At 68.1% G+C, this 20,096-nt stretch carries 13 protein-coding genes and 2 pseudogenes; 12 read left to right on the forward strand and 3 right to left on the reverse strand.

The features are described from left to right. Window positions 1–177: 177 nt before the first annotated feature. A pseudogene (locus F7R91_RS34505) lies at window positions 178–471 on the reverse strand (carbohydrate ABC transporter permease); the annotation flags it as partial. A gap of 104 nt (window positions 472–575) precedes the next feature. Here F7R91_RS34505 and F7R91_RS43245 point away from each other — a divergent pair. The 6 genes and pseudogenes from F7R91_RS43245 (at window position 576) to eccCa (ending at window position 9,978) form a co-directional block, all read left to right on the forward strand. Then, complete coding sequence (locus F7R91_RS43245) at window positions 576–710, forward strand: hypothetical protein (protein ID WP_269144798.1); 135 nt, start codon at window positions 576–578, stop codon at window positions 708–710. 118 nt (window positions 711–828) lie between these two features. Next, window positions 829–1,542 (forward strand): cysteine hydrolase, encoded by a 714-nt coding sequence (locus tag F7R91_RS34510; RefSeq protein WP_150956245.1) that lies wholly within the window; start codon window positions 829–831, stop codon window positions 1,540–1,542. Between the two features lie 178 nt (window positions 1,543–1,720). Beyond that, a pseudogene (locus F7R91_RS34515) lies at window positions 1,721–3,018 on the forward strand (IS256 family transposase). A 623-nt stretch (window positions 3,019–3,641) separates the two neighbouring features. Beyond that, window positions 3,642–4,133 carry a helix-turn-helix transcriptional regulator gene (locus F7R91_RS34520; protein WP_225320956.1) on the forward strand — a complete coding sequence of 164 codons (492 nt, stop codon included), beginning with the start codon at window positions 3,642–3,644 and terminating at the stop codon, window positions 4,131–4,133. Between the two features lie 773 nt (window positions 4,134–4,906). Then, on the forward strand, window positions 4,907–5,746 hold the full coding sequence (locus F7R91_RS34525; RefSeq protein WP_150956251.1) for an RICIN domain-containing protein: 840 nt from the start codon (window positions 4,907–4,909) through the stop codon (window positions 5,744–5,746). Between the two features lie 302 nt (window positions 5,747–6,048). Then, entirely contained in the window at window positions 6,049–9,978 is a 3,930-nt protein-coding gene (gene eccCa, locus F7R91_RS34530; protein WP_150956254.1) for a type VII secretion protein EccCa, read from the forward strand. 125 nt (window positions 9,979–10,103) lie between these two features. Here the strand turns inward: eccCa and F7R91_RS34535 are convergent, their stop codons facing one another. Beyond that, window positions 10,104–11,291: a S8 family serine peptidase gene (locus F7R91_RS34535; RefSeq protein ID WP_150956257.1), complete on the reverse strand. Its 1,188-nt coding sequence runs from the start codon at window positions 11,289–11,291 to the stop codon at window positions 10,104–10,106. A gap of 80 nt (window positions 11,292–11,371) precedes the next feature. Then, window positions 11,372–14,668, reverse strand: a complete 3,297-nt coding sequence (locus F7R91_RS34540; protein WP_150956260.1) for a right-handed parallel beta-helix repeat-containing protein — start codon at window positions 14,666–14,668, stop codon at window positions 11,372–11,374. Window positions 14,669–15,151: 483 nt separating this feature from the next. Here F7R91_RS34540 and F7R91_RS34545 point away from each other — a divergent pair, with 483 nt between their 5' ends. The 6 genes from F7R91_RS34545 (at window position 15,152) to F7R91_RS34570 (ending at window position 20,096) form a co-directional block, all read left to right on the forward strand. After that, window positions 15,152–15,469, forward strand: a complete 318-nt coding sequence (locus F7R91_RS34545; protein ID WP_150956263.1) for a hypothetical protein — start codon at window positions 15,152–15,154, stop codon at window positions 15,467–15,469. 79 nt (window positions 15,470–15,548) lie between these two features. Beyond that, window positions 15,549–15,869 (forward strand): WXG100 family type VII secretion target, encoded by a 321-nt coding sequence (locus F7R91_RS34550; RefSeq protein ID WP_150956266.1) that lies wholly within the window; start codon window positions 15,549–15,551, stop codon window positions 15,867–15,869. A gap of 68 nt (window positions 15,870–15,937) precedes the next feature. Then, complete coding sequence (locus F7R91_RS34555) at window positions 15,938–16,381, forward strand: type VII secretion system-associated protein (protein WP_150956269.1); 444 nt, start codon at window positions 15,938–15,940, stop codon at window positions 16,379–16,381. Between the two features lie 56 nt (window positions 16,382–16,437). After that, window positions 16,438–19,245, forward strand: coding sequence for an AAWKG family protein (locus F7R91_RS34560; protein WP_150956272.1), 2,808 nt, complete (start codon window positions 16,438–16,440; stop codon window positions 19,243–19,245). Window positions 19,246–19,297: 52 nt separating this feature from the next. Further along, window positions 19,298–19,747 (forward strand): YbaB/EbfC family nucleoid-associated protein, encoded by a 450-nt coding sequence (locus F7R91_RS34565; RefSeq protein WP_191971766.1) that lies wholly within the window; start codon window positions 19,298–19,300, stop codon window positions 19,745–19,747. A 4-nt stretch (window positions 19,748–19,751) separates the two neighbouring features. After that, complete coding sequence (locus F7R91_RS34570) at window positions 19,752–20,096, forward strand: hypothetical protein (RefSeq protein ID WP_150956278.1); 345 nt, start codon at window positions 19,752–19,754, stop codon at window positions 20,094–20,096.

Raw genomic sequence — 20,096 nt, forward strand, 5'->3', positions numbered from 1 at the left:
GCTCGACGAGACCACGTCCCCTCTCAGCCCTTCACCGCTCCGGACGTGAGGCCCTGGACGATGTGCCTGCCGGCGAAGGCGAACAGAAGCATCGTGGGCAGGATGGTGAGCACGGGCCGCCGCGGACATCGAGCCCCAGTCGATGTTGAAGCTCGAGATGAAGCCGTTCAGGGCCGTGGGGACGGTCTTGTTGCTGTCGCTGTTCATCAGCGTCACCGACGGGAACAGTTCGTTCCAGCAGTTGACGAAGTTGAAGATGAACGCGGCCACGATCCCTGGACGCATCACCGGCAGCAGCACCCGGAACAGTGCCCCGAACCGGGACAGTCCGTCGATCATGGCGGCCTCCTCCAGCGCGTCCGGGATGTTCTCGAAGAAGCCGCGCAGCATCACCGTGCAGAAGGGGATGCACACGGCGATGTAGACGAGGATCAGTCCGAGGCGGTTGTCGACCAGCTTCAGGTCGGTCATCAGCAGGGCGGACTTGGTGCGGAACTCGAAGCGCGCCAGTACGTAGGCCGAGAGCACAGGTGCACGTCGGGCAGACAGAGCGGTACTGCCGAGTGGACCCGTCAATGCGCCCCGTGCGCCTGCTGGACGCGCTGCCCGACATGGACCTCACCTGCCGCCCCGACGACGTGACTTGGCGCCCTGGCCCCTTCCACCGAGCCCTGGCCGCCCTGCCCGTCCTTTTCTCGACCACCGGCTGAGCATCACAGACGAAGAAGGCGTAACGGACAGGTCTGTACGGAGCCGCCCCCATACATAGACGACTGGACAGTTATTATTGGCCCCTTGCACCTTCAAGCTCCCGTCAGGAGTCCATCCATGACGTCCGCCCGAACTGACTTCTTTGCCGAGCCGTCCGCGCCCGCGCTTCCGGTCACCGGTATCCGGCTCGATCCGGCGCGCACGGCTCTCGTCGTCACCGACCCGCAGATCGATTTCCTCAGCCCGGCCGGTGCCACCTGGGAGATCTTCGGTGGCAGCGTGACCGACAACGACACCGTTCTTCACATAGGGCAGTTACTTGAAGCCGCCAAGGCTTCTGACATCACCGTCGCGATCTCCCCTCACTACTACTACCCCTCCGACGACGCCTGGCAGTTCGGCGGACCTCTGGAGCGGTACATGCAGAAGGTGGGCATGTTCAGCCGCCGAGGTCCCCTCGTTCTCGATGGCTTTGCCGACTCAGGGGCTGATTTCCTGCCGGCCTACCGTGAGCACATACTCGACGGCACAACCGTCATCGCCTCGCCGCACAAGATCGTGGGGCCCGAGTCGAACGACCTCGTCCTTCAGCTTCGCAAGCGCGGGGTCTCACAGGTCCTCCTCGCCGGAATGGCCGCCAATCTGTGTGTCGAGGGGCACTTGCGCGAACTGGTCGAGCAGGGCTTCGAGGTCGTGGTCGTCCGTGACGCCACGGCCGGACCCCGGCTCCCCGAAGGCGACGGATACCTCTCCGCACTCATCAACTTCCGCTTCCTGGCCAGCGCAACATGGACAACTGCCGAGGCGGTCGCAGCACTGTACGGGCACTGACAACCGCATCCACCACCGAAGGACATCCATGGTGAACCGGGCTGCCGCGGGGCGAGGGAGCCTGAAACGTCAGGACACGTGGGGAGCCATGGCCGGAGAGCATAATCCGAGCCGTAGGCCAGGGGGCCCACCGGGAGTGTCCAATAGACGGCGGATCCGATGATCAAGGAGACGCCTGATGAGCGAGACCATCACCGAGCACGAGGCCGTGGAGGAGGCAGTCGTTGAGTCGGCCGCGAAGGCAGTGTCGGACGAGCAGTTGATCGCGATGCTGGTCGACCGTGCCCGCTCCGACGGACTGCAGCTGACCGGAGAGGGCGGGCTGCTGCAGCAGCTGACGAAGCGGGTGCTGGAGTCCGCCCTGGAGGGCGAGATCACCGATCACGTCGGCTACGACAAGCACGACGCGACCGGCCGGAACAGCGGCAACAGCCGAAACGGCACCCGGTCGAAGACCGTGCTGACCGACGTCGGCCCCGTCGAGGTGAAGGTGCCCCGCGACACCGCCGGCACCTTCGAGCCGCAGATCGTCCGCAAGCGGCAGCGCCGTCTGACCGGCGTCGACGAGATGGTGCTCTCCCTGTCCGCGAAGGGCCTCACGCACGGGGAGATATCGGCTCACCTGGCCGAGGTGTACGGCGCGGAGGTGTCCAAGCAGACCATCACCACGATCACGGACAAGGTGATGGAGGGCATGGCCGAATGGCAGGCCCGGCCGCTCGATCGCGTCTACCCCGTCGTCTTCGTGGACGCTATCAACGTGAAGATTCGCGATGGCAAGGTCGCTAACCGGCCCATCTACGTCGCGATGGCTGTGACCGTCGACGGCACCCGCGACATCCTCGGCATCTGGGCCGGAGACGGCGGCGAGGGTGCCAAGCACTGGCTTCAGGTCTTCGCTGAGCTGAAGAATCGCGGAGTTGAAGATGTCCTCATGCTCGTCTGCGACGGGCTGAAGGGTCTGCCGGACGCGGTGGAGACGGTCTGGCCCCGAACTGTGGTGCAGACGTGCATTGTTCACTTGATTCGCAACAGCATCCGCTACTGCGCTCGCCAGGACTGGGACAAGGTCGCCAAGGACTTGAAGCCCGTCTGCACCGCCCCGAGTGAGGCCGCCGCGACCGAGCGGTTCCTGGAGTTCTCCGAGAAGTGGGGCAGTAAGTATCCGGCTGTGATCAAGCTGTGGTCCGACGCCTGGGCCGAGATGGTGCCCTTCTTGTCTTCGACGTTGAGATCCGCAAGGTCATCTGCAGCACGAATGCCATTGAGAGCGTGAACGCCCGCATCCGCAAGGCCGTGCGGGCCCGCGGACACTTCCCGTCGGAGGCCGCCGCGTTGAAGTGCGTGTACATGGCGCTGATGAGCCTGGATCCGACCGGCAAGGGCCGGCGCCGCTGGACGATGCGCTGGAAGGCGCCACTGAATGCCTTCCAGATCGCCTTCGACGGCCGTCTGACCCCCACTGACCAGCGATAACTCAACAACCAAGATCAGCCGTTAAGTTGACACACCCGCGCCTCGCGGGAGCGGGGTTGCGCGGGTCGGCCGTCCGGGCGAAAGCGGGGGCTGGGGTGCAGCGCACCGCGGCCTGCCCGGCCGGGCGGAGGTCGGGGACTGGCACAGCGGGCGGGAGAACCCCGAACGACAGCGGGTCGTAGTGGACAGAGAGGCCAATCAGGTGCCGTCCTCCGGGCTGATCCGGTGCACTCGTTCTCTTGGAGTCTCACTGTGCGACTGCTCTTCACCACCCATGACGAACCACACACCCACAAGGCCCACTGCGACTCGGAGCCGGAAGTTCCGGTCGGTGATGTCGCGCACACGCTCGTGAGTACGGCCGGTATGTCCGGCGACTTCTCGCTCTACGCCCAAGAGGCGGGAGCCTCCTCGGCCTTCAGGAGGGGTACGCCACGGTTCCCGGCCGCAGCCGCCAGGGCAATGCGCCCCAGGAAAGACGCTTGAGGATGATCTCGATCGCAATTCTCGCCAGCGACCCGGTTACTGGGGAAGGGGCCGCCTCCTGCCTGCAGAGACAGCGGGGACTGGGGCTGCTGCCTCAGCAGGAGCACGAACGGGCGGACGTGGTTCTGATGCTGACGGTGGACGTCGTCGAGGAGACGATGCGGCTCATGGAGGCGGTCGCCGCGCGCTCAGTCAATCCGGGAATGGGAATTGTGCTGGTCACCGGAAGCATGGCCGAAAGCCAGGTGGTGAGGGCCGTGCAGTTCGGCCTGCGCAGTGTGATATGGCGACAGGATGCCGGTTTCGACAGAATCGCCAAGGCCATCCGCAGTGTCGCCGACGGATGCGGCGTCCTGCCCGCTTCCGTCCAGGGCTGGCTGATCAACCACATCGGGGCGGTCCACCGTGACGTGTTGGGTCCGATGGGACTTACCGCTTCCGGACTGGAGGCCCGTGAGGTGGACGTGCTGCGGTTGCTCGCGGACGGCCTGGACACAACAGAGATTGCCCAGAAGCTGAACTACTCGGAGCGCACTATCAAGAACATCATCAGCGGGGTGATGAACCGCCTCGGACTACGCAACCGCACCCACGCGGTCGCCTTCGCACTGCGTTCCGGGGCCGTGTGAGGTCCACAGACTGGAGCGCCGTGCAGAGAGTGCCCAGCCGGCAGCGTGCTGTTGCTGACGGACGCCGACCGGAACGGTACTCGAGGGAACGTTTCCAGGTCCGCCCGGGCAGAGTCCGGCGCGACCGAGCCGCCTGTCGCGCTGTGACCTTCTACGGTCATGGCTACACGGCGTCCCGGAGCTTCGGGTCACCGTCGCCGGCATCCGCCGCACGGGCGGACCGGAGGCATGTCGCCGTGCAGGCCGGGGAGCACGCTCCCCCCTGTGCTCCCCGGCACTGGACCCGCAGCCGTCGTCGGCGGTCGCCATCACGCGTCGCGGACGGCAAACACCGCACGCGTGATTCGCCGAGGGCCGGCCACGCTCGGCCTGCGGTCGCGGTTGGGAACGAGGGTTCGGGCTGCCGCCGCACGAGGAGTGGAGCAACACACATGGAACGCACAACGAGGCCGGCAGCGGGGGGCGAGGAACCCGTTGTGGATTTGTTCGGCAACGTCGCAAGGCCGAGGGAGTCGTCGCCGACGCCAACCGCCGGGCACAGCGCGAGCGAAGGCTTCCGGGAGCGGCGGCCGCTCTGGAATGTCCGCCGCGCCGGCCGCCCCGAACGCGCAACCCAGGCGGAACCGGCCCCGCTCCACTCCGCCGACCTGCTCTCGGGGCAGCCCGCAGCAGACGTGGGGTACGGCTTTGTCCCTGAGCGGCGCCCTGGTATCGAGGGCCCGGAGGGCGGACCAGGGTGGCTTGCCAGACTACTGCCCGCGGACGGCGCCTCGTTGAGCGGCGAGACGCCGGCGGAACCTGGAGGAGCACCGGCGCTGCGCGGCGGGGCGTACGAAGGCGAGCCGGAGCGGAACGCCAGGATCTCCGGGCCGGTGGTCGCCGCCTGCGTACTGGTGGTCCTCGCACTCGGCGCCTTGTCGTTCCTTGCGTTCTCCGGCACGAGCGAGACACAGGCACGCCCTTCCGGGCAGTCGACCGTTGCCTCGGTCGGCGATCTCACCGCCGAGGGGATGCTGGGCGGTTCAGCGTCCGCCACGAGCGACCCCACCGCCGAGAGGGCCGGGGCGAAGCGTTCGGCGCGGGGGCCTGCCGGGCCGAACGGCACGGCCACCGCGCGGAGAACCGGAGCGCCGGGCACGGTCGCATCCGTCGGGACTGGGGACGTGACAGGAGCGTCGGCCGGTGTCACCGCCGAGCGGAGTACGTCAGCCACTGTGTCGTCAGTCGCGGCCGACCGCATGATTGTCGGCTACGGGTCGTCACGGTGCATAGAGGCGGCCGCGCGGAGCGGCACGGACGGTTCCCCGTTGCGGCTCTGGGACTGCGGCGGTGATGACTGGCAGAAGTGGGTGTTCCGGTCGGACGGGAGCATCCGTTCCATGGGCCTGTGCATGGACGTCGCCGAGGCCTCGGCGACGAACGGCACCACGATTCAGTTGGCCCGATGCAACGGCGGATGGGCTCAGGAGTTCACCCTCGACGGAGCACACCATCTGGTCAACACTCGGATCGCCAAGTGTGTTGACGTCACCGACGCGGCCACCGGCAATGGCGCACGACTGCAACTGTGGGACTGTGCGAGTACCTCGAACCAGAAGTGGTACCTGCGCTGAGCCGACAGCCGCGTGCCGATGAGTTCGGTTACGAGGTGGCCCCGAGACTTGGCCGATGCCTGCAACAGCCTCATTGCCCTTCAGGTCAGGGTTCGCTGTGCGCCAGGGCAGACCACGGTTCGGATGGCAGGAGCGTGTCCTGCGCCTTCCCTCTGGGCGTTGGAATGCACGGAGATTCCTGACCCGTGCCCATTCAGGGGCCGGTTCCCCATCATGGCGGTGCCTTTCCGTGACCGCGACAAGGAGACAATGCGTTGAGCGTGCTTCTCTTCCGACGTCCGGCTCGTCGTCGGGGTCCTGAGATGCCGGACGGCGAGCTGAGCCTGCAGGAGCCGCCGACCCTGCCCGAAGTCGTCCCGGACACCTCCGCGGTGTGGACTTATCTGCCGATGGCGATGATGTCGGTGTCGATGATGCTGATGTTCCTGCGCCCCGGAGGCGGCAACGGGGTCTTCAGCTACCTGGCGATCGGCGTGATGGTCCTGGCCTCCGGCGCCATGCTGGTGGGCCAGTGGATGCGGCGCAGCGGCGAGCGCAAGCAGCGGCTGCGGGGTGAGCGCCGCGACTACCTGCGTTATCTGACCCAGATTCGCCAGCGGGCCCGATCCGCCGTCCTGCAGCAGCAACTCGCGCTGGCCTGGCGTCACCCGGAGCCGGCCGCGCTGCGCAGCATGGTCCGCAGCACCCGGCTGTGGGAACGCCGCCCCGCCGACGAGGACTTCGGCGAGGCCCGGATAGCCGTCGGCGACCAGCAGCTCGCGCTGCGGATGGCTCCGCTGGCCACGAAACCGGTGGAGGATCTGGAACCGCTGAGCGCGCACGCGCTGCGACGCTTCGTCCGTGCCTACACGACGGTGCCCGACCAGCCGATCGCGCTGTATCTGCGTTCCTGGTCTAGGGTCCTGCTGCGTGGCGACGAGGCCGCGGGCCGCGCCATGATCCGTGCCGCCCTGTGCCAGCTGGCGGTGTTCCATCCGCCGGAAGAGCTGTGGATCGCCGTGTGCGTGTCGGACGAGCGGCGCCCGGAGTGGGAGTGGGCCAAGTGGCTGCCACACCACCTGCATCCGCATGAGCAGGACGGTGCGGGGCACGTCCGGATGATCGTCTCCGCCTTCGGTGACCTGGACGATCTGCTGGGCGCCGATGCCTTCGAACGTCCCGTCTTCGACCCGGAGGCCCTCCCGGGCCGGGACGAGCCCCTGACCGTCGTCGTGGTCGACGGGGTGCCGCTCAGCGCGGACCACCGGCTGGAGGGCGCCGGATACCGCAACGTGGTGGTGATCGACCTGTCCGGCGGCCTGGTCTGGCGGCCCGGCCGGACCACGCTGCGGCTCGACGTGCGGCCGGACCGGGTCGCCCTGGTACGCACCGACAAGAGCCGCAAGGAGCAGAGCACGGTCCTCGGCCGGCCGGACGCGATCGGTCCCGTCATGGCCGAGTCGCTGGCGAGGACCCTCGCTCCGTACCGGATGAGCCTCGGCGCCGATACCGCGGAGCCCCTGGCCACGGACGTCCAGTTGAGCACCCTGCTGTCCATTCCCGACCTGCGCCGGCACGACCCGTCGACTTTGTGGCGGCGCTCAACGGGCGCCGCCCGCCTGCGCGTGCCGGTCGCGGTGGGCGCCGACGGCCAGCCGGTGGAACTCGACATCAAGGAGTCCGCCGAGGGCGGCATGGGTCCGCACGGAATGCTCATCGGCGCGACCGGCTCCGGCAAGAGCGAACTGCTGCGCACCCTGGTGCTCGCCCTGGCGCTGACCAACTCCTCGGAGACGCTGAACTTCGTTCTGGTGGACTTCAAGGGTGGCGCGACCTTCCTGGGTCTGGACGCACTGCCGCACACCTCCGCGGTCATCACCAACCTGGCCGACGAGGTGGCGCTGGTCTCCCGTATGCAGGACGCCCTGCACGGCGAGCTGATCCGTCGCCAGGAACTCCTGCGCGCGGCGGGCAACTACACCTCGGCACTGGAGTACGAGAAGGCCCGCGCTCAGGGCGCCGGCCTCCGGCCGCTCCCCAGCCTCTTCGTCGTGGTCGACGAGTTCAGCGAACTGCTTGCCGCACAACGCGAGTTCATGGAACTGTTCGTGATGATCGGCCGGCTCGGACGGTCCCTCGGCGTGCATCTGCTGCTGGCTTCGCAGCGGCTGGACGAGGGCCGGATGCACCAGTTGGAGAGCCATCTGTCGTACCGGATCGGACTGCGTACCTTCTCCGCCATCGAGAGCCGCGGTGTGCTGGGCGTGCCGGACGCCTACGAGCTGCCGCCGCAGCCCGGCAGCGGATATCTCAAACACGGCACCGAGTCGCTCCTGCGGTTCCGTGCCGCCTATGTGTCCGGCGCCTACCGGCAACAGCGCCAGGCTGCCGTCCAGGCCCGGGTGGCCAGCCAGATCGTGCCCTGGACCTCGAGCTGGGTGGTGCCGAGAGACCCCGTCCAGGTGCCGGATCCGGACCCCGTGGAGCCGGAGGAGGGCTCCGAGTCCCTGCTCTCCGTCGCCGTGGAGCGGCTGCGGGACGCGGGACCGCCGGCCCATCAGGTGTGGCTGCCGCCGCTGGGCGAGCCGTCGGGGATCGACACTCTGCTGCCCCCGCTGAGGACCGACCAGGAGCGGGGTCTGGCCGCGGAGGGCCGGCCGGACGCCAGCAAGCTCCGGGTGCCGGTCGGGATCGTGGACAAGCCCTTCGAGCAGCGTCGCGACCCACTGCTGGTGGACCTGTCCGGCGCCGGTGGGCACGTGGCGATCGCGGGCGGTTCCCAGAGCGGCAAGTCCACGCTGGTGCGCACGCTGGTGACCGCGCTCGCCCTCACCCACACACCGCGTGAAGTCCAGTTCTACTGCCTGGACCTGGGCGGTGGAACGCTTGCGCAGCTGGCCGGACTGCCCCATGTCGGCGGAGTGGCCGCCCGGCTGCACACCGAGCGGATCAGCCGTACGGTCGCCGAGGTCAGCGCCGTACTCACGCACCGCGAACAGTTCTTCGTCGACCACGGCATCGACTCCATGGCCACCTACCGGCGGCGCCGTGCCCAGGGTGACTTCGCCGACGAGAAGCACGGCGACGTCTTCCTCGTCGTCGACGGTTGGCAGTCCATCCGGCAGGACTTCGACCAGTTCCTGCCGGTGTTCAACCGGTTCGCCGCTCAGGGCCTGAACTACGGGGTGCACCTCGTCGTGACCACCACCCGATGGGTGGAACTGTCGGCGCAGGTACGCGATCAGTCGGCGACCAAGCTGGAACTGCGCCTCGGCGACAGCATGGACTCCAGCGTCGACACGCGCAAGGCGAGGACGGTGCCCAGCACCGGCGGACGGGGCCTGACGTCCGAGGGCAAGCTGCATTTCCTGGCCGCGCTGCCCCGCATCGACGGACGACACACCACTGATGACCTCGCCGAGGGCGTCGCGGACCTGGTCACCCGGGTCTCCGCCGCATGGCAGGGGCCGTCCGCCCCAGCGGTGCGAACGCTGCCGTCCAGGCTGCCGGTGGAGGACTTGCCGGCTTCGCGGCTCGAGCAGGCCGCGCTCAAGGTGGCCTTCGGCCTGGAAGAGGAGACTCTGTCTCCGGTGTGGCACGACTTCGGCCGCACACCGCACCTGATGGCGGTCGGGGACTCCGAAAGCGGCAAGACCAATCTGCTCAAACTGTTCGCCCGGGCCATCACCGAGCACTACTCGCCGAAGGAGGCGCGCATCCTCCCCGTCGACTACCGGCGCAGTCTCGCGGACGCGGTGCCCGCCGAGTACCGGCTGGGACACGCGGTGTCGGCGGACACGCTGCGCGAGCTGGTGGGCGGAGCGGCCCGCGCCCTGAAACTGCGGATACCCGGCGAGGAGATCGCTCCCGCCCGGATGCGGCTGGCCGACTGGTGGCAGGGGCCGCGATTGTTCGTCCTCGCCGACGACTACGACATGGTCGGCGGAGTCTCAGCCGTGGACCACCCTTTCGCGGCGCTCTTCGAGTTCCTGGCGCTCGGCCACGAGGTCGGTCTGAACATGGTGGTGGCCCGGTCGGCCACCGGTGTGGGACGTGGTCTGGGCGACCCGCTGATGCGGCGGCTCGACGAGGTCAACACACCAGGGCTGCTGATGTCGTGCCCGCCCTCGGAGGGTTTCGTCTTCGGCAACATCAAGGCGCAGAACCTGCCGCCCGGCCGCGCCAAGTACGTCCTGCGCCGCAAGCCCCTGCTGATGCAGACGGCCGTCGTGGACGGGGAAACCCCGGCCTGACACCAACGGAGTGAGCGGACGCCCGGCTGCCGGTGAGGTGTGAGCCCTCACCCGGCAACCGGCGCCCTGTCTCCGCGCCCTCCGGCGTCCGCCACCAGGGCGCACCCGGGGGACATCACCACGGGTCAGCCGGAGGGGTCCTCACGGCGCCGGCCCCGGGCGCGTACCACCACGGCCAACCAGACCACCGCCCCCACAACGGCTGCCGCCACGACGCCCAGCGCCCCTGCCCGCCGGGTGGCCTCCGCGGCGACTGCGTCGGAGGGCAGCCGGGCGGGCTCCGTGGCGGGGCCCGAGGCGACCGTGGTGGTTCGGCCCGTGGAGGTCAGCGCGGCGTAGACGTCGAGCCGCGGCACATCGGCGGGATAGGCCATCATGGTCAGCCGCTCCGCGGTTTCCGCCGCGGACAGCTCCGGATGCCGATCGCGCACCAGCGCCGCCGCTCCCGCGACGAAACCGGCCGCGAGTGAGGAACCGCTGCCGATGAAATGCCCTGCGCCGCGCGGGCCGACACCGATCACACCGCTGCCGGGCGCGGCCAGGTCGGCGCGCCGGGGGGCGGCCGCGCCGTCGGGGAGAGAACCGTCCGAGGAGATCCCGACGACGGACAGGACTCCCTTCTGCGCGGCGGGCCAGTAGTCCTTGGCCGGTCCGGGATCCTTGTCCGCACCCTTGCGGGGCTTCGACTCGGGCGCCGCGGCGGCCACCACGAGAGCGTCACGGGCGATGGCGTGTTCCACCGCCCCAGTCAGCTCCCGCGATCCGCCGGCCAGCGCCGGGCCGACCACGATCACCTCGGCGCCCGCGTCGGCCGCCGCCCGCACCCCCGCCGCCACCGAGGCAGCGCTCGGCACACCGCGCTCGTCGGTTCCGCGCACCGCGAGAATCCTGGCCTCCGGAGCCACCCCACTGAAGTCCGTACCCGACGTCGGCGCGGCGGCGATCAGTGAGGCCACGAAAGTCCCGTGTCCCACGCAGTCGCCGGTGCCGAGGACCGTGGCCACCCGGCCGTTCAGACGGGCGGTACCGCGGGCGACGCCGCTGTCCACCACCGCCACCTTCACCCCGGCGCCCCGGCTGAAGCGCCAGGCCCGGGAGAGCGCCAGCGATTCCTGGTACGGCGGCTCGGCCACCGCGACCTTCGACGAAGCCGCCGTGCAAGGTGCCCCGTCGGCGAGCGCGGACGGTATGACCGGGAGCTTCTGCGGGTCCGCCTGCCGGACCCCTGCCTCGGCAGCGGCGGCGCCGGTCGAGGCCGCGAACGGGACGGCCGCCGCCGCGCACACGAGAGACAGGGCGAGCAGGCCTGTCATGATCGGGCACACAGCGGGGCCGCTGAGGAGGGAAACGGCCCGCTGTGCGGAACGCGGGCCCCGGCCGTGATCGCGCGCTGTCATCCCGCCGCCACCTCCAGACTGGCCAAGTCCTCGGGAAGCAGGGTGCGCAGCTCCTCCAGAGAGGGCGCCGACAGCGCGCTGAGCCTTCGTGCCTGGCGGGTGATCATTCCTTCCAGGACACGACGCGCGAGCCGGGCGTTGCCGAAGGCGCGGTCCCTGGGTACGGAGTCGAAGTACGCCCTCAGCACCGCGGACGTGCCGGGTGCGCAGTCGTAGTGAGCGGCAGCGGCCTGTTGCCGCACGATGGTGACCAGCTCGTCGGAGGAGTAGTGCCCGAACTCCACCCGGCGCGAGAACCTCGACGCCAGACCGGGGTTGGACGCCAGGAAGCCGTCCATCTCCCTGGTATAGCCGGCGACGATGACCACCACCTCGTCACGGTGGTCCTCCATCAGTTTCAGCAAGGTGTCCACCGCCTCGCGGCCGAAGTCGGAACCGGAGGCGTGCGCCGGCGTCAGGGTGTACGCCTCGTCGACGAACAGCACGCCGCCCCGGGCCCGTTCGAACACCGCCCGGGTCAGCTGCGCGGTGTGACCGATGAACCGGCCCACCAGATCGGCACGGGCCACCTCGACCAGCTGGCCGCGGGGCAGCACCCCGAGCGAGACCAGCAGCTCCGCGTAGAGGCGCGCCACCGTCGTCTTTCCGGTACCGGGCGGCCCGGTGAAGACCAGGTGGTGGCCGATGTGCGGAGCGGGCAGTCCGGCGGCCTCCCGGCGCCGCGCCGTGGCCAGCAGGTTGCCCAGGTCGGTGACGTCGCGTTTCACCTCGGAGAGCCCGATCATCTCGTTCAGCCGCTCCAGCGGAGTGCCGGACTCTGCGGTCCCGACGGCACCGGCGACCTCGGCTGCCTCACGCTCGCCGACGTCGACCGGAAGCAGCAGGGTCAGGTCCTTCTGTTCGGGGCTCCCCATGGTGGACAGACGGAACGCCTGCCGGTCCACCATCTCCTCGAACACCTGACGTGCCGCACGGCCGTTGCCGAAGCCCGCGTCGCGGGGCATCCGCTCGAAGTGCAGGACCAGCGCCTCACGCGTTCCGTCGCCCAGTTCGTACTGGTGCGATGTGCAGATGCTTTCCATGATCGATACGAGCTCCGGCACGCTGTAGTTCTCGAACTCGATCGTGCGGGAGAAGCGGGACTGCAGGCCGGGGTTGGAGGCGAGGAACTCCTCCATGCGGTCCGAATAGCCCGCCACCACGACGACCACGTCCTCGCGGTGGTCCTCCATCAGTTTCAGCAGGGTGTCCACCGCCTCGCGGCCGAAGTCCGCACCCGAGCGCCCGCCGTCCGACAACAGGGCGTACGCCTCGTCGATGAAGAGAACGCCGCCCAGGGCCCGTTGGAAGACCTCGGTGGTCTTGATGGCGGTGCCACCGATCACCTGGGCGACCAGGTCCGCGCGGGAGACCTCCACGAGATGCCCCGTGGGCAGCGCGCCCAGGTTCGCCAGCACCGAGCCGTACAGCCGGGCCACGGTGGTCTTGCCCGTGCCCGGCGGGCCGGCGAAGACCAGATGACGGCTCATCGGTGGTGCGGACATGCCCAGTTCGGCACGGCGCCGGGCCAACTGGGCGAGACTCACGAGCGTTCTCACCTGGTGCTTGACGTTGTCCAGACCGATCAGCCGCTCGAGTGCGGCGAGAGGTTCAAAGCCCGCGTTCCCTCGCGACGCGTCGAGGCCGTCCAGGGCTGCTTCGCCCCAGGCGTCCGGAGCGCCGTTGCCGCCGCTGGTCAGGTCTTCGACGGCCAGCCGGTCGCCGGGCCTGGTCTGAACCAGACCGGCCCCGCCGTTCTCCCGGGTGGAACAGCCGGCCAGCGAGACGGACTCGGTGCTGTCCACCCGGAAGCCGTCGCCGGCACAGGCACCGACCTCGCAGGAGTTGAACGAGGCGCGGGCACCCTCGCCGACCAGGACGCCGTGGTCGCCGGCGCCGCGCACCCGCAGCCGGATCGCGGTCAGTTCACCGCCCTGTTCGACCTGCACGCCGGTGCCCTTCGTCCCGGTGACCGCACAGCCCCGCACCGTGACCGTCCCGCCGGTGTCCACCAGCAGCCCCTGCGACTGCGATTCGACGAGCGTGCCACCGCCGATGTAGAGGCTGCCGCCGTCCGCGACGTGGACCGCCGCCTCGCCGGTACGCTCCACCACGCAGTCCTCCCATCGCCCGCGACCGGAGTCCACGACCTCCACGGCGTGACCGCGGCACGAACGGATCCCGGCCCGCCGTATCAGCGGGTTGGCGCCGTCGCGGATGGTGACGGCTGTGCCCCCGGCATCCAGCACCTCCAGCCGGTCCACTTCGGCGACCGCGCCCCCGGCGAAGGCGGCCCCGGCGGCGCTGTCGCGCACCGTGAGACCGATCAGGACCGGCGCCGCCGAGCCCGACACGTCCAGCGCGGCGACCTCGGCCGACTCCAGCCAGCAGTCCTCGAAGGTGCCTCGGGAGCGGTCGGTCACCAACAGCCCCGGCCCCTTGGTGCGCGCGGTGCGGCAGCGCCGCACCCGCGGATCGGTGCCGCCGGAGAGGACGATGCCCGCGCCGCTGGTGCCGGTGATCCGTACCTCCTCCAGCTCGTTACGGGCCGCGCTCGACAGCTGCACACCAACGCTTGTGTCGTGCACCACGGTGCGCAGCACCCGGGTGGTGCTGTTCTCCTCGAACGCGATCGCCGGCTTGTCGGTCGACGAGATGTCGCAGTCCTCCACCGAGCCCTGGGCCGTGCCGCTAGCCAGTACCCCGTTGCCCCGGGCGTCTCTGATACTGCACCCCCGCACGGTGATACGGCTCTGCTCACCCAGCACGATGCCGCTGGTGCCCAGGTGCTCGATGACGCACGCCTCCACGGAGGACGCCTCGCCCGAGGTGTCGACCACCCCGGCTCCCCGCGGGTTGCTCACCCGGCAGTCCCGCATGGCCAGCGTGCCATTGTCCCTGGCCAGCACCGCCGTCCAGGCCGCGCCGGCTATCTCACAGCCATCCATGGCCAGTTGCCCTCGCACGGCGGCCACCACGGGCACGTCCTCGTCCCGTCCGCGCAGGACCAGGTCGGTCAACATCATGGCGTCGGCCTTCAGTACCACCGCGCTGCCTTCGTGCGGGCAGATGTGCACGGTACCCCGCGCCTGTTCGGCGACGATGGTCACTCGCGAGGTGACGACCAGGTTCTCCGGGTACTGGCCCGGTCCGACGCTGATCACGGCGCCGCTGCGTGCCCGGCTCAACGCTTCGCCGATGGTGCGGCAGACGCCCGGTCGTGAAGGGTCGACGTGGAGTACCTGGCGTGACACGTGCGGGGACCTCCTTCGGGGGCACCGTCGCTTCGCGTGAGGTGGAGCAGGTGCGGGGCAAGACGCTGCCGATCGGACCTTCGGCAGCCGGTTGGTGCATGTCGCGGACACCTACATGGTGCTGTTCACGCGCTTCATGCCGCGCCGATATCTGCCGGGACGCGGTCGTGCTGCCCGTTCGATCACTCTTTGTTGTCCGCTGGGGCAGATCAGGGTCCGGGTTCCGGGAGGGTGCGCGGTCGCCTCCCTACTGTCGATCCCCAGGACAAGTAAAGATCAGAAAGGGAGCACGCTGAGCGCTGAGGTAGCGAAGCGCTCAACAAGTACCGAAGATCCCCAGATGCCGGAAGGCCAAGTCGAACTGGCCGAGGCCCGTATTGGGCACGAGCGAGATCGTCTGAACCGGAATCACGATCGTGGTTCCGTCCCCTAACGGCTGTTGCGGATAATCGGCGTTTCCGTCGTCAATGGAGAGGTGGGCTTATGCCTGGCCAGATGTCAAACGCGCAGGCTACGCGCAACGGGATCCTTGCGCTGCAGCAGGCGCTCGCCGGTGTCAAGAGGGCTCAGTCGGACGTGCTCGGAACCGGTGAAAATCTCTCGGCGGGTTACAGGGGCGGTGACGGCCATGCGTACCAAAACCTGCTGACACAGTGGAATGGGCACTGCGAAGTGATCCTCAAGAGCCTCCAGGACATGATCAACGAGCTCGAGAACACAGGGACTCAGAAAGCGAAACTTCAGCAGGCCAACCAGGACGCCATCAACCAGGCCAACGCGGCATACACCCAACTGGTCTGACGCCCACGGAAATGGTTCTGCCCGGGTTCCGGCCCGCGCCTGAACCACCCACCAGAGCATCGATACAAGGAGGCGCCTGATGCCCGACTTTACCGACGGACAAATCTATGTGGAATACAACCACATGGCGAACGCCGCCGACGACATGGTCTTCCAGACCAAGGCAATTGGCGAGACCCTGGAATCGCTCGAAATGGAGCTGAACGAGCTCAAGAAGTCCTGGGAGGGCGAAGACAGCAGCGTCTACGTGACGAAGCAGAACGAGTGGGACACGGCCGCAAGGAACATGCAGCATCTACTCGACAATAATCGCGTCCTGCTCACGGACATCTCCGATCAGTACCAGTACAGCGAGAGAATGCTCGCCCAGATGTGGTCCGAGGTCCAGATCGGCCGCTAGCGCGACCCCCGGCCGCCGCCACAAGGCCGACCGGCGTGACGGCGGTGGCCGGCTGAAAGGAGTAAGCCATGCCCGATCTCACCCACCTCGACGCCGGCACGCTGCAGGCATTCCTTGACCACGACGTCGCCGGGTTCAGCGAAGAACTCAGGAAGATCCGGCGAGACAACGAGTCCGCACCGGCGCTCAAAAGCATGCTGGACGGCATCACTACGACGGAATCGCTTCAACAGAACCCGTTCCTGGCCATCGGCCTGATGGCTACGAGCGAAGTGGTCGGCGGTAGTGGGCTCGTCACAACTGTGACCGACCAGGCGAAGTCCATCGACGACGTCCTCGAATTCCAGCAACAGCTGTTCAACGATTTCGACAGCAACATGCAGGAGACCATCGACACCCTGCTCAAAACCCAGGGGAGCAGCCTGGAAGCGATCGAAGGGCAGCAGCTTCTCGATGCCTTCGGCGAGGTGGAGGACACGCTGTCCAACGCCGGTGATACCGGCTCCGACTAAGAGATTCTCGCCAGCGATTTCCCATACCCCGCCAACGTCTCACCGAGAGCCTCGCGATGCCCGAACAAGCAACTGCCGGTACCTACGATGCCGATGACTACTGGGGCCAGGTCATCACCTTGATGACTGGATTCCCCTTGCCGGCACGCAGCAAGCTGTTCGACAATCTCAAAGGGAACGACGACATCAAGCTGTTCAGCGTCCGGATCGAGCAGATATCTCCAGTGCGCGCAGTGCTGCCGGGAGAGTACGGCTGGCAGGTGAGCGGCGACAGCGACTTCGACATCGTCTTCTACGAGCGCTCCGGCCAGGGCCGGGAAGTCATCATGCGCAAGGCGAAATTCGACTTCATCCGCACCGATGGTGGGGTTGGTCGCGCCGACCTCCTGGACCCCAACGAACGAATGGGGGCAGACTGGCCGTTGGACCAGTACGTCGCGGGTCCCATCAATACTCTTGACGCCCTGTTGAGTCCGCCGTCGTTCTCGACACGGGGATTCCAATCCAACGGACTCCCCGTGCCCGACGCGCAGGCAGTCGACCTCAATTCTTTCCGGAGGAGCGCTGAGGCATTCGACCGCGCTAAGCAGTTCTTCGTGGATCAAGCCACTGTGCTTGCCGATTGGGAAGACCGCATGGGCGGGGAACAGGCGCCGTGGAGAGGGCAGGCGGCCGGCGTTGTCTGGGAGCTGATCCATCAGCTCCGGAGGAACTACGACAGCTATGCCGAGCAGATGGGTGGCAGTGACTACCATGCCAGCCATTCGATGCTCGGCGGCTACACCCCTGTCTCCGAGCCCGGGGCTGCGCTGGCTCACGCGCAATCCGTCCTTGTCACGCACCTCGAAAGCCTCCGGACGGCATGGTACGACTGGACGAGGAAGTACTTCCATGACCCGCACCGTGTCTTGCTGGAGTCACTGGTGAATATTGCCAATTGGGTCATCAGTAACAACGCAACCCAGATTCTTACGGTTAATGGACAAACCGTCGTGAGCGGCACCGGTGCGAATATGGATGGACCCGATAGCTACGTCTTTGGGCTGGGCTTCTCCCAGAACCATCCCCATTACGGCGAGCTCGGGAGCATGGGAACCTGGAAGAAGGTCGGAGAGGAAGCCGTTCAGGGGTGGTACGACAGGGCCGACGTCGTGTTGGGAACTGCGGCAAGGGATGTGATTGTCGGCCTCAAGACCGACTGGGTGAGCGCCGGGGACGACTTTGACGGTCCACTGCGAACCGTCAACAGGGACACTCCCTCCGATTTCCTTCAGCAGGACGAGGCGGATGCTGCGACGGCCGATGCCGAGGCTATGAACAAAAACCTGCAGAACATTGGCGACGGTTTTGACAACCTCAACGAGAACGTCAGTTCTCTGGGTACCGGCCTCAACGACGGCCTCGATGGCTTGGGCACGAGTCTTAATGACGGTCTCGGCGGCTTGGGTACCAGCCTCAATGACGGTCTCGGCGGCTTGGGTACCAATCTCAACGACGGCCTCGGTAATTCACCGGGCGGTCTCCTCAACCCCGGCGGCGACTTGCCCTTGATGCCCGGCGTGGGGTCACCACTCAACCCCGACACGGGCCGGCTGACCGGCGGGCTGACCAACCGGGACGGGAGCGTGACGGAACTCAACCCGGACGGCTCTCTGACGACCACCTACCCGGACGGCACCGTCACCACGCTGAACCCGTCCCTCGGAACGGTCACCACCACCAGGCCGGGCGGGTCGGCCACGACCACCGATCTCGCCGACGGATCGCTGGTGAACCCCGACGGAAGCGTCACCGTCGCGCATCCCGACGGGACCGTCACCACCACCCACCCCGATGGGACCGTCACCTCGCTTGACCCCGACACAGGTGTCCTGACCGCTCTGAACCCGGACGGCACCCTCACCGCCACCTACCCGGACGGCGGTTCCACCACGGTCGACCCCGACACGGGGCTCGCCACCACCACCGGCCCGGACGGCTCGACCACCACCGCCGATCTCCACAACGGTCCGCTGCACGCGCCGGACGGCAGCACCATCACCCTCGACCCGGACACGGGCGCCCTCACCACCTCGTATCCCGACGGCAGTTCCGCCACCCTCGATCCCCATACCGGGACCCTCACCACCACACATCCCGACGGCACCGTCACCACCCTGAACCCCGACACCGGCACCCTCACCACCACCAAGCCCGACGGGTCCACGGTCACCACCGACCTCAACGGCCCCTCTCTGCCGTCCACCGACACGGGCACCGGTGATCCGTCAGGGCTCAACGACGGTCTGCATCTGCCCAGTGACCTCAACACCGAACTCCCGGACTTCACCGGAGGCGGCGTCCCCGATACGGGCGATGGCGGCTACGGATCGCTGAACGACGGGCTGGATGCCGACGGCGCAGGCAACGGCTACGAAGATCCGTACTTCGACGGCGAGCAGGACCCCGGTCAGGCCGGGCGCGGCATCGGCTCCCCGGCCGCCGCGGCGCCCGCTGGTGTGCCGCTCAATCAGGGCTTGGGGGGATATCCCATGGGCCCGGGGATGGGAATGCCGGGCATGGGAGGGGGCGGGGGCCAAGGCGGCAACTCCGAACGGACCCGTAACGTCTTCACCGGTTCCGGCGGAGCGTCCATCACGTCCCGGCGCAACAACCGGCCTGCCGCTCTGGACGACGAGGACGTGGTGATCACCAGGGGTCGTACCGCCACGAGTTCCGCCACGGCGTTTGCTCCGGCCGGTACCTCTGAAGCCGGCAAGCAGCGCACCGAGAGCGCCTCCCAGGCTCGCACCAGCTGGGTCACGGAGGACGAGGACACCTGGGGTACGGAAGAGGGCGGCGCTCCCGCCGTGATCGGCCGATGAACGCCACTCGCGGTCCGAACGGCTGCACAGCGGCGCGGACGAGGAGGAACTGATGGACGGCACCATAAAGCAGCGCCTGGCCCAGGCCATGGAGGAGCTGAAGGCGACCGAGGCCGCCGTGGCCGAGGCCGAGCGTGAGCTACGCGGTTCCTCCTGCACGGTCAAGTCCAGGGACCGTTCGGTGGAGGTCACGGTCGACGCCCAGGGCGGGCTGGTCGCCCTCCGCTTCCTCGACAGCGCCTACCGGGACATGGGCCCGGCCGAACTGGCCGCCAGTGTGCTGGAAGCGGCGGAACGGGCGCGTACCACGATGGCGCGTCAGGTGATGCAGGTCCTTGGCCCGCTGACCCAAGCGAGCCAAGCGGTGCCGGAACTTTCGGGAGTCGCCGTCGACTGGGTCAAGATCTTCGGTCCCGGCGTCATGGAGGAGTCGGACGACACCGCGATACCGCCTTCCCAGCGGAGGCTGCGGGACGAGATCAATGAGGACGGGGAGGAGTAGAGCCATGGCCGACTCGAACGGGTACATCGCGGACCCCAACCGCCTGCGTACCGCGATCCGTCAGATCGAGGAGATCAGCGAGATGGCGCGCGACATCGTCCGTGACTTCGCCGGCGAGGTCGCCCGGACCCAGGGCTGGCCCGGAAGAGACGACAGCTTTGCGCGAGAGGTCCTGCCGAGTGAGCGCAAGGAGCGGGAGTCCGCACTGGAAACCGGTGAGAACATCGCCGGGGCCGGCGAGCAGATCGCATTGAGCACCCTCGAAAATCTGGACAACATTGAAGGCACCCAGCTCGGTGCGCTGGAAGGCATCCAGGCCGAGCTGCACCGGGGTCGGCCCGGCCGGTAG

Origin of the sequence: Streptomyces luteolifulvus, from assembly GCF_008806595.1 — a bacterium.
In the GTDB taxonomy this organism is placed as follows: Bacteria; Actinomycetota; Actinomycetes; order Streptomycetales; family Streptomycetaceae; genus Streptomyces; species Streptomyces luteolifulvus.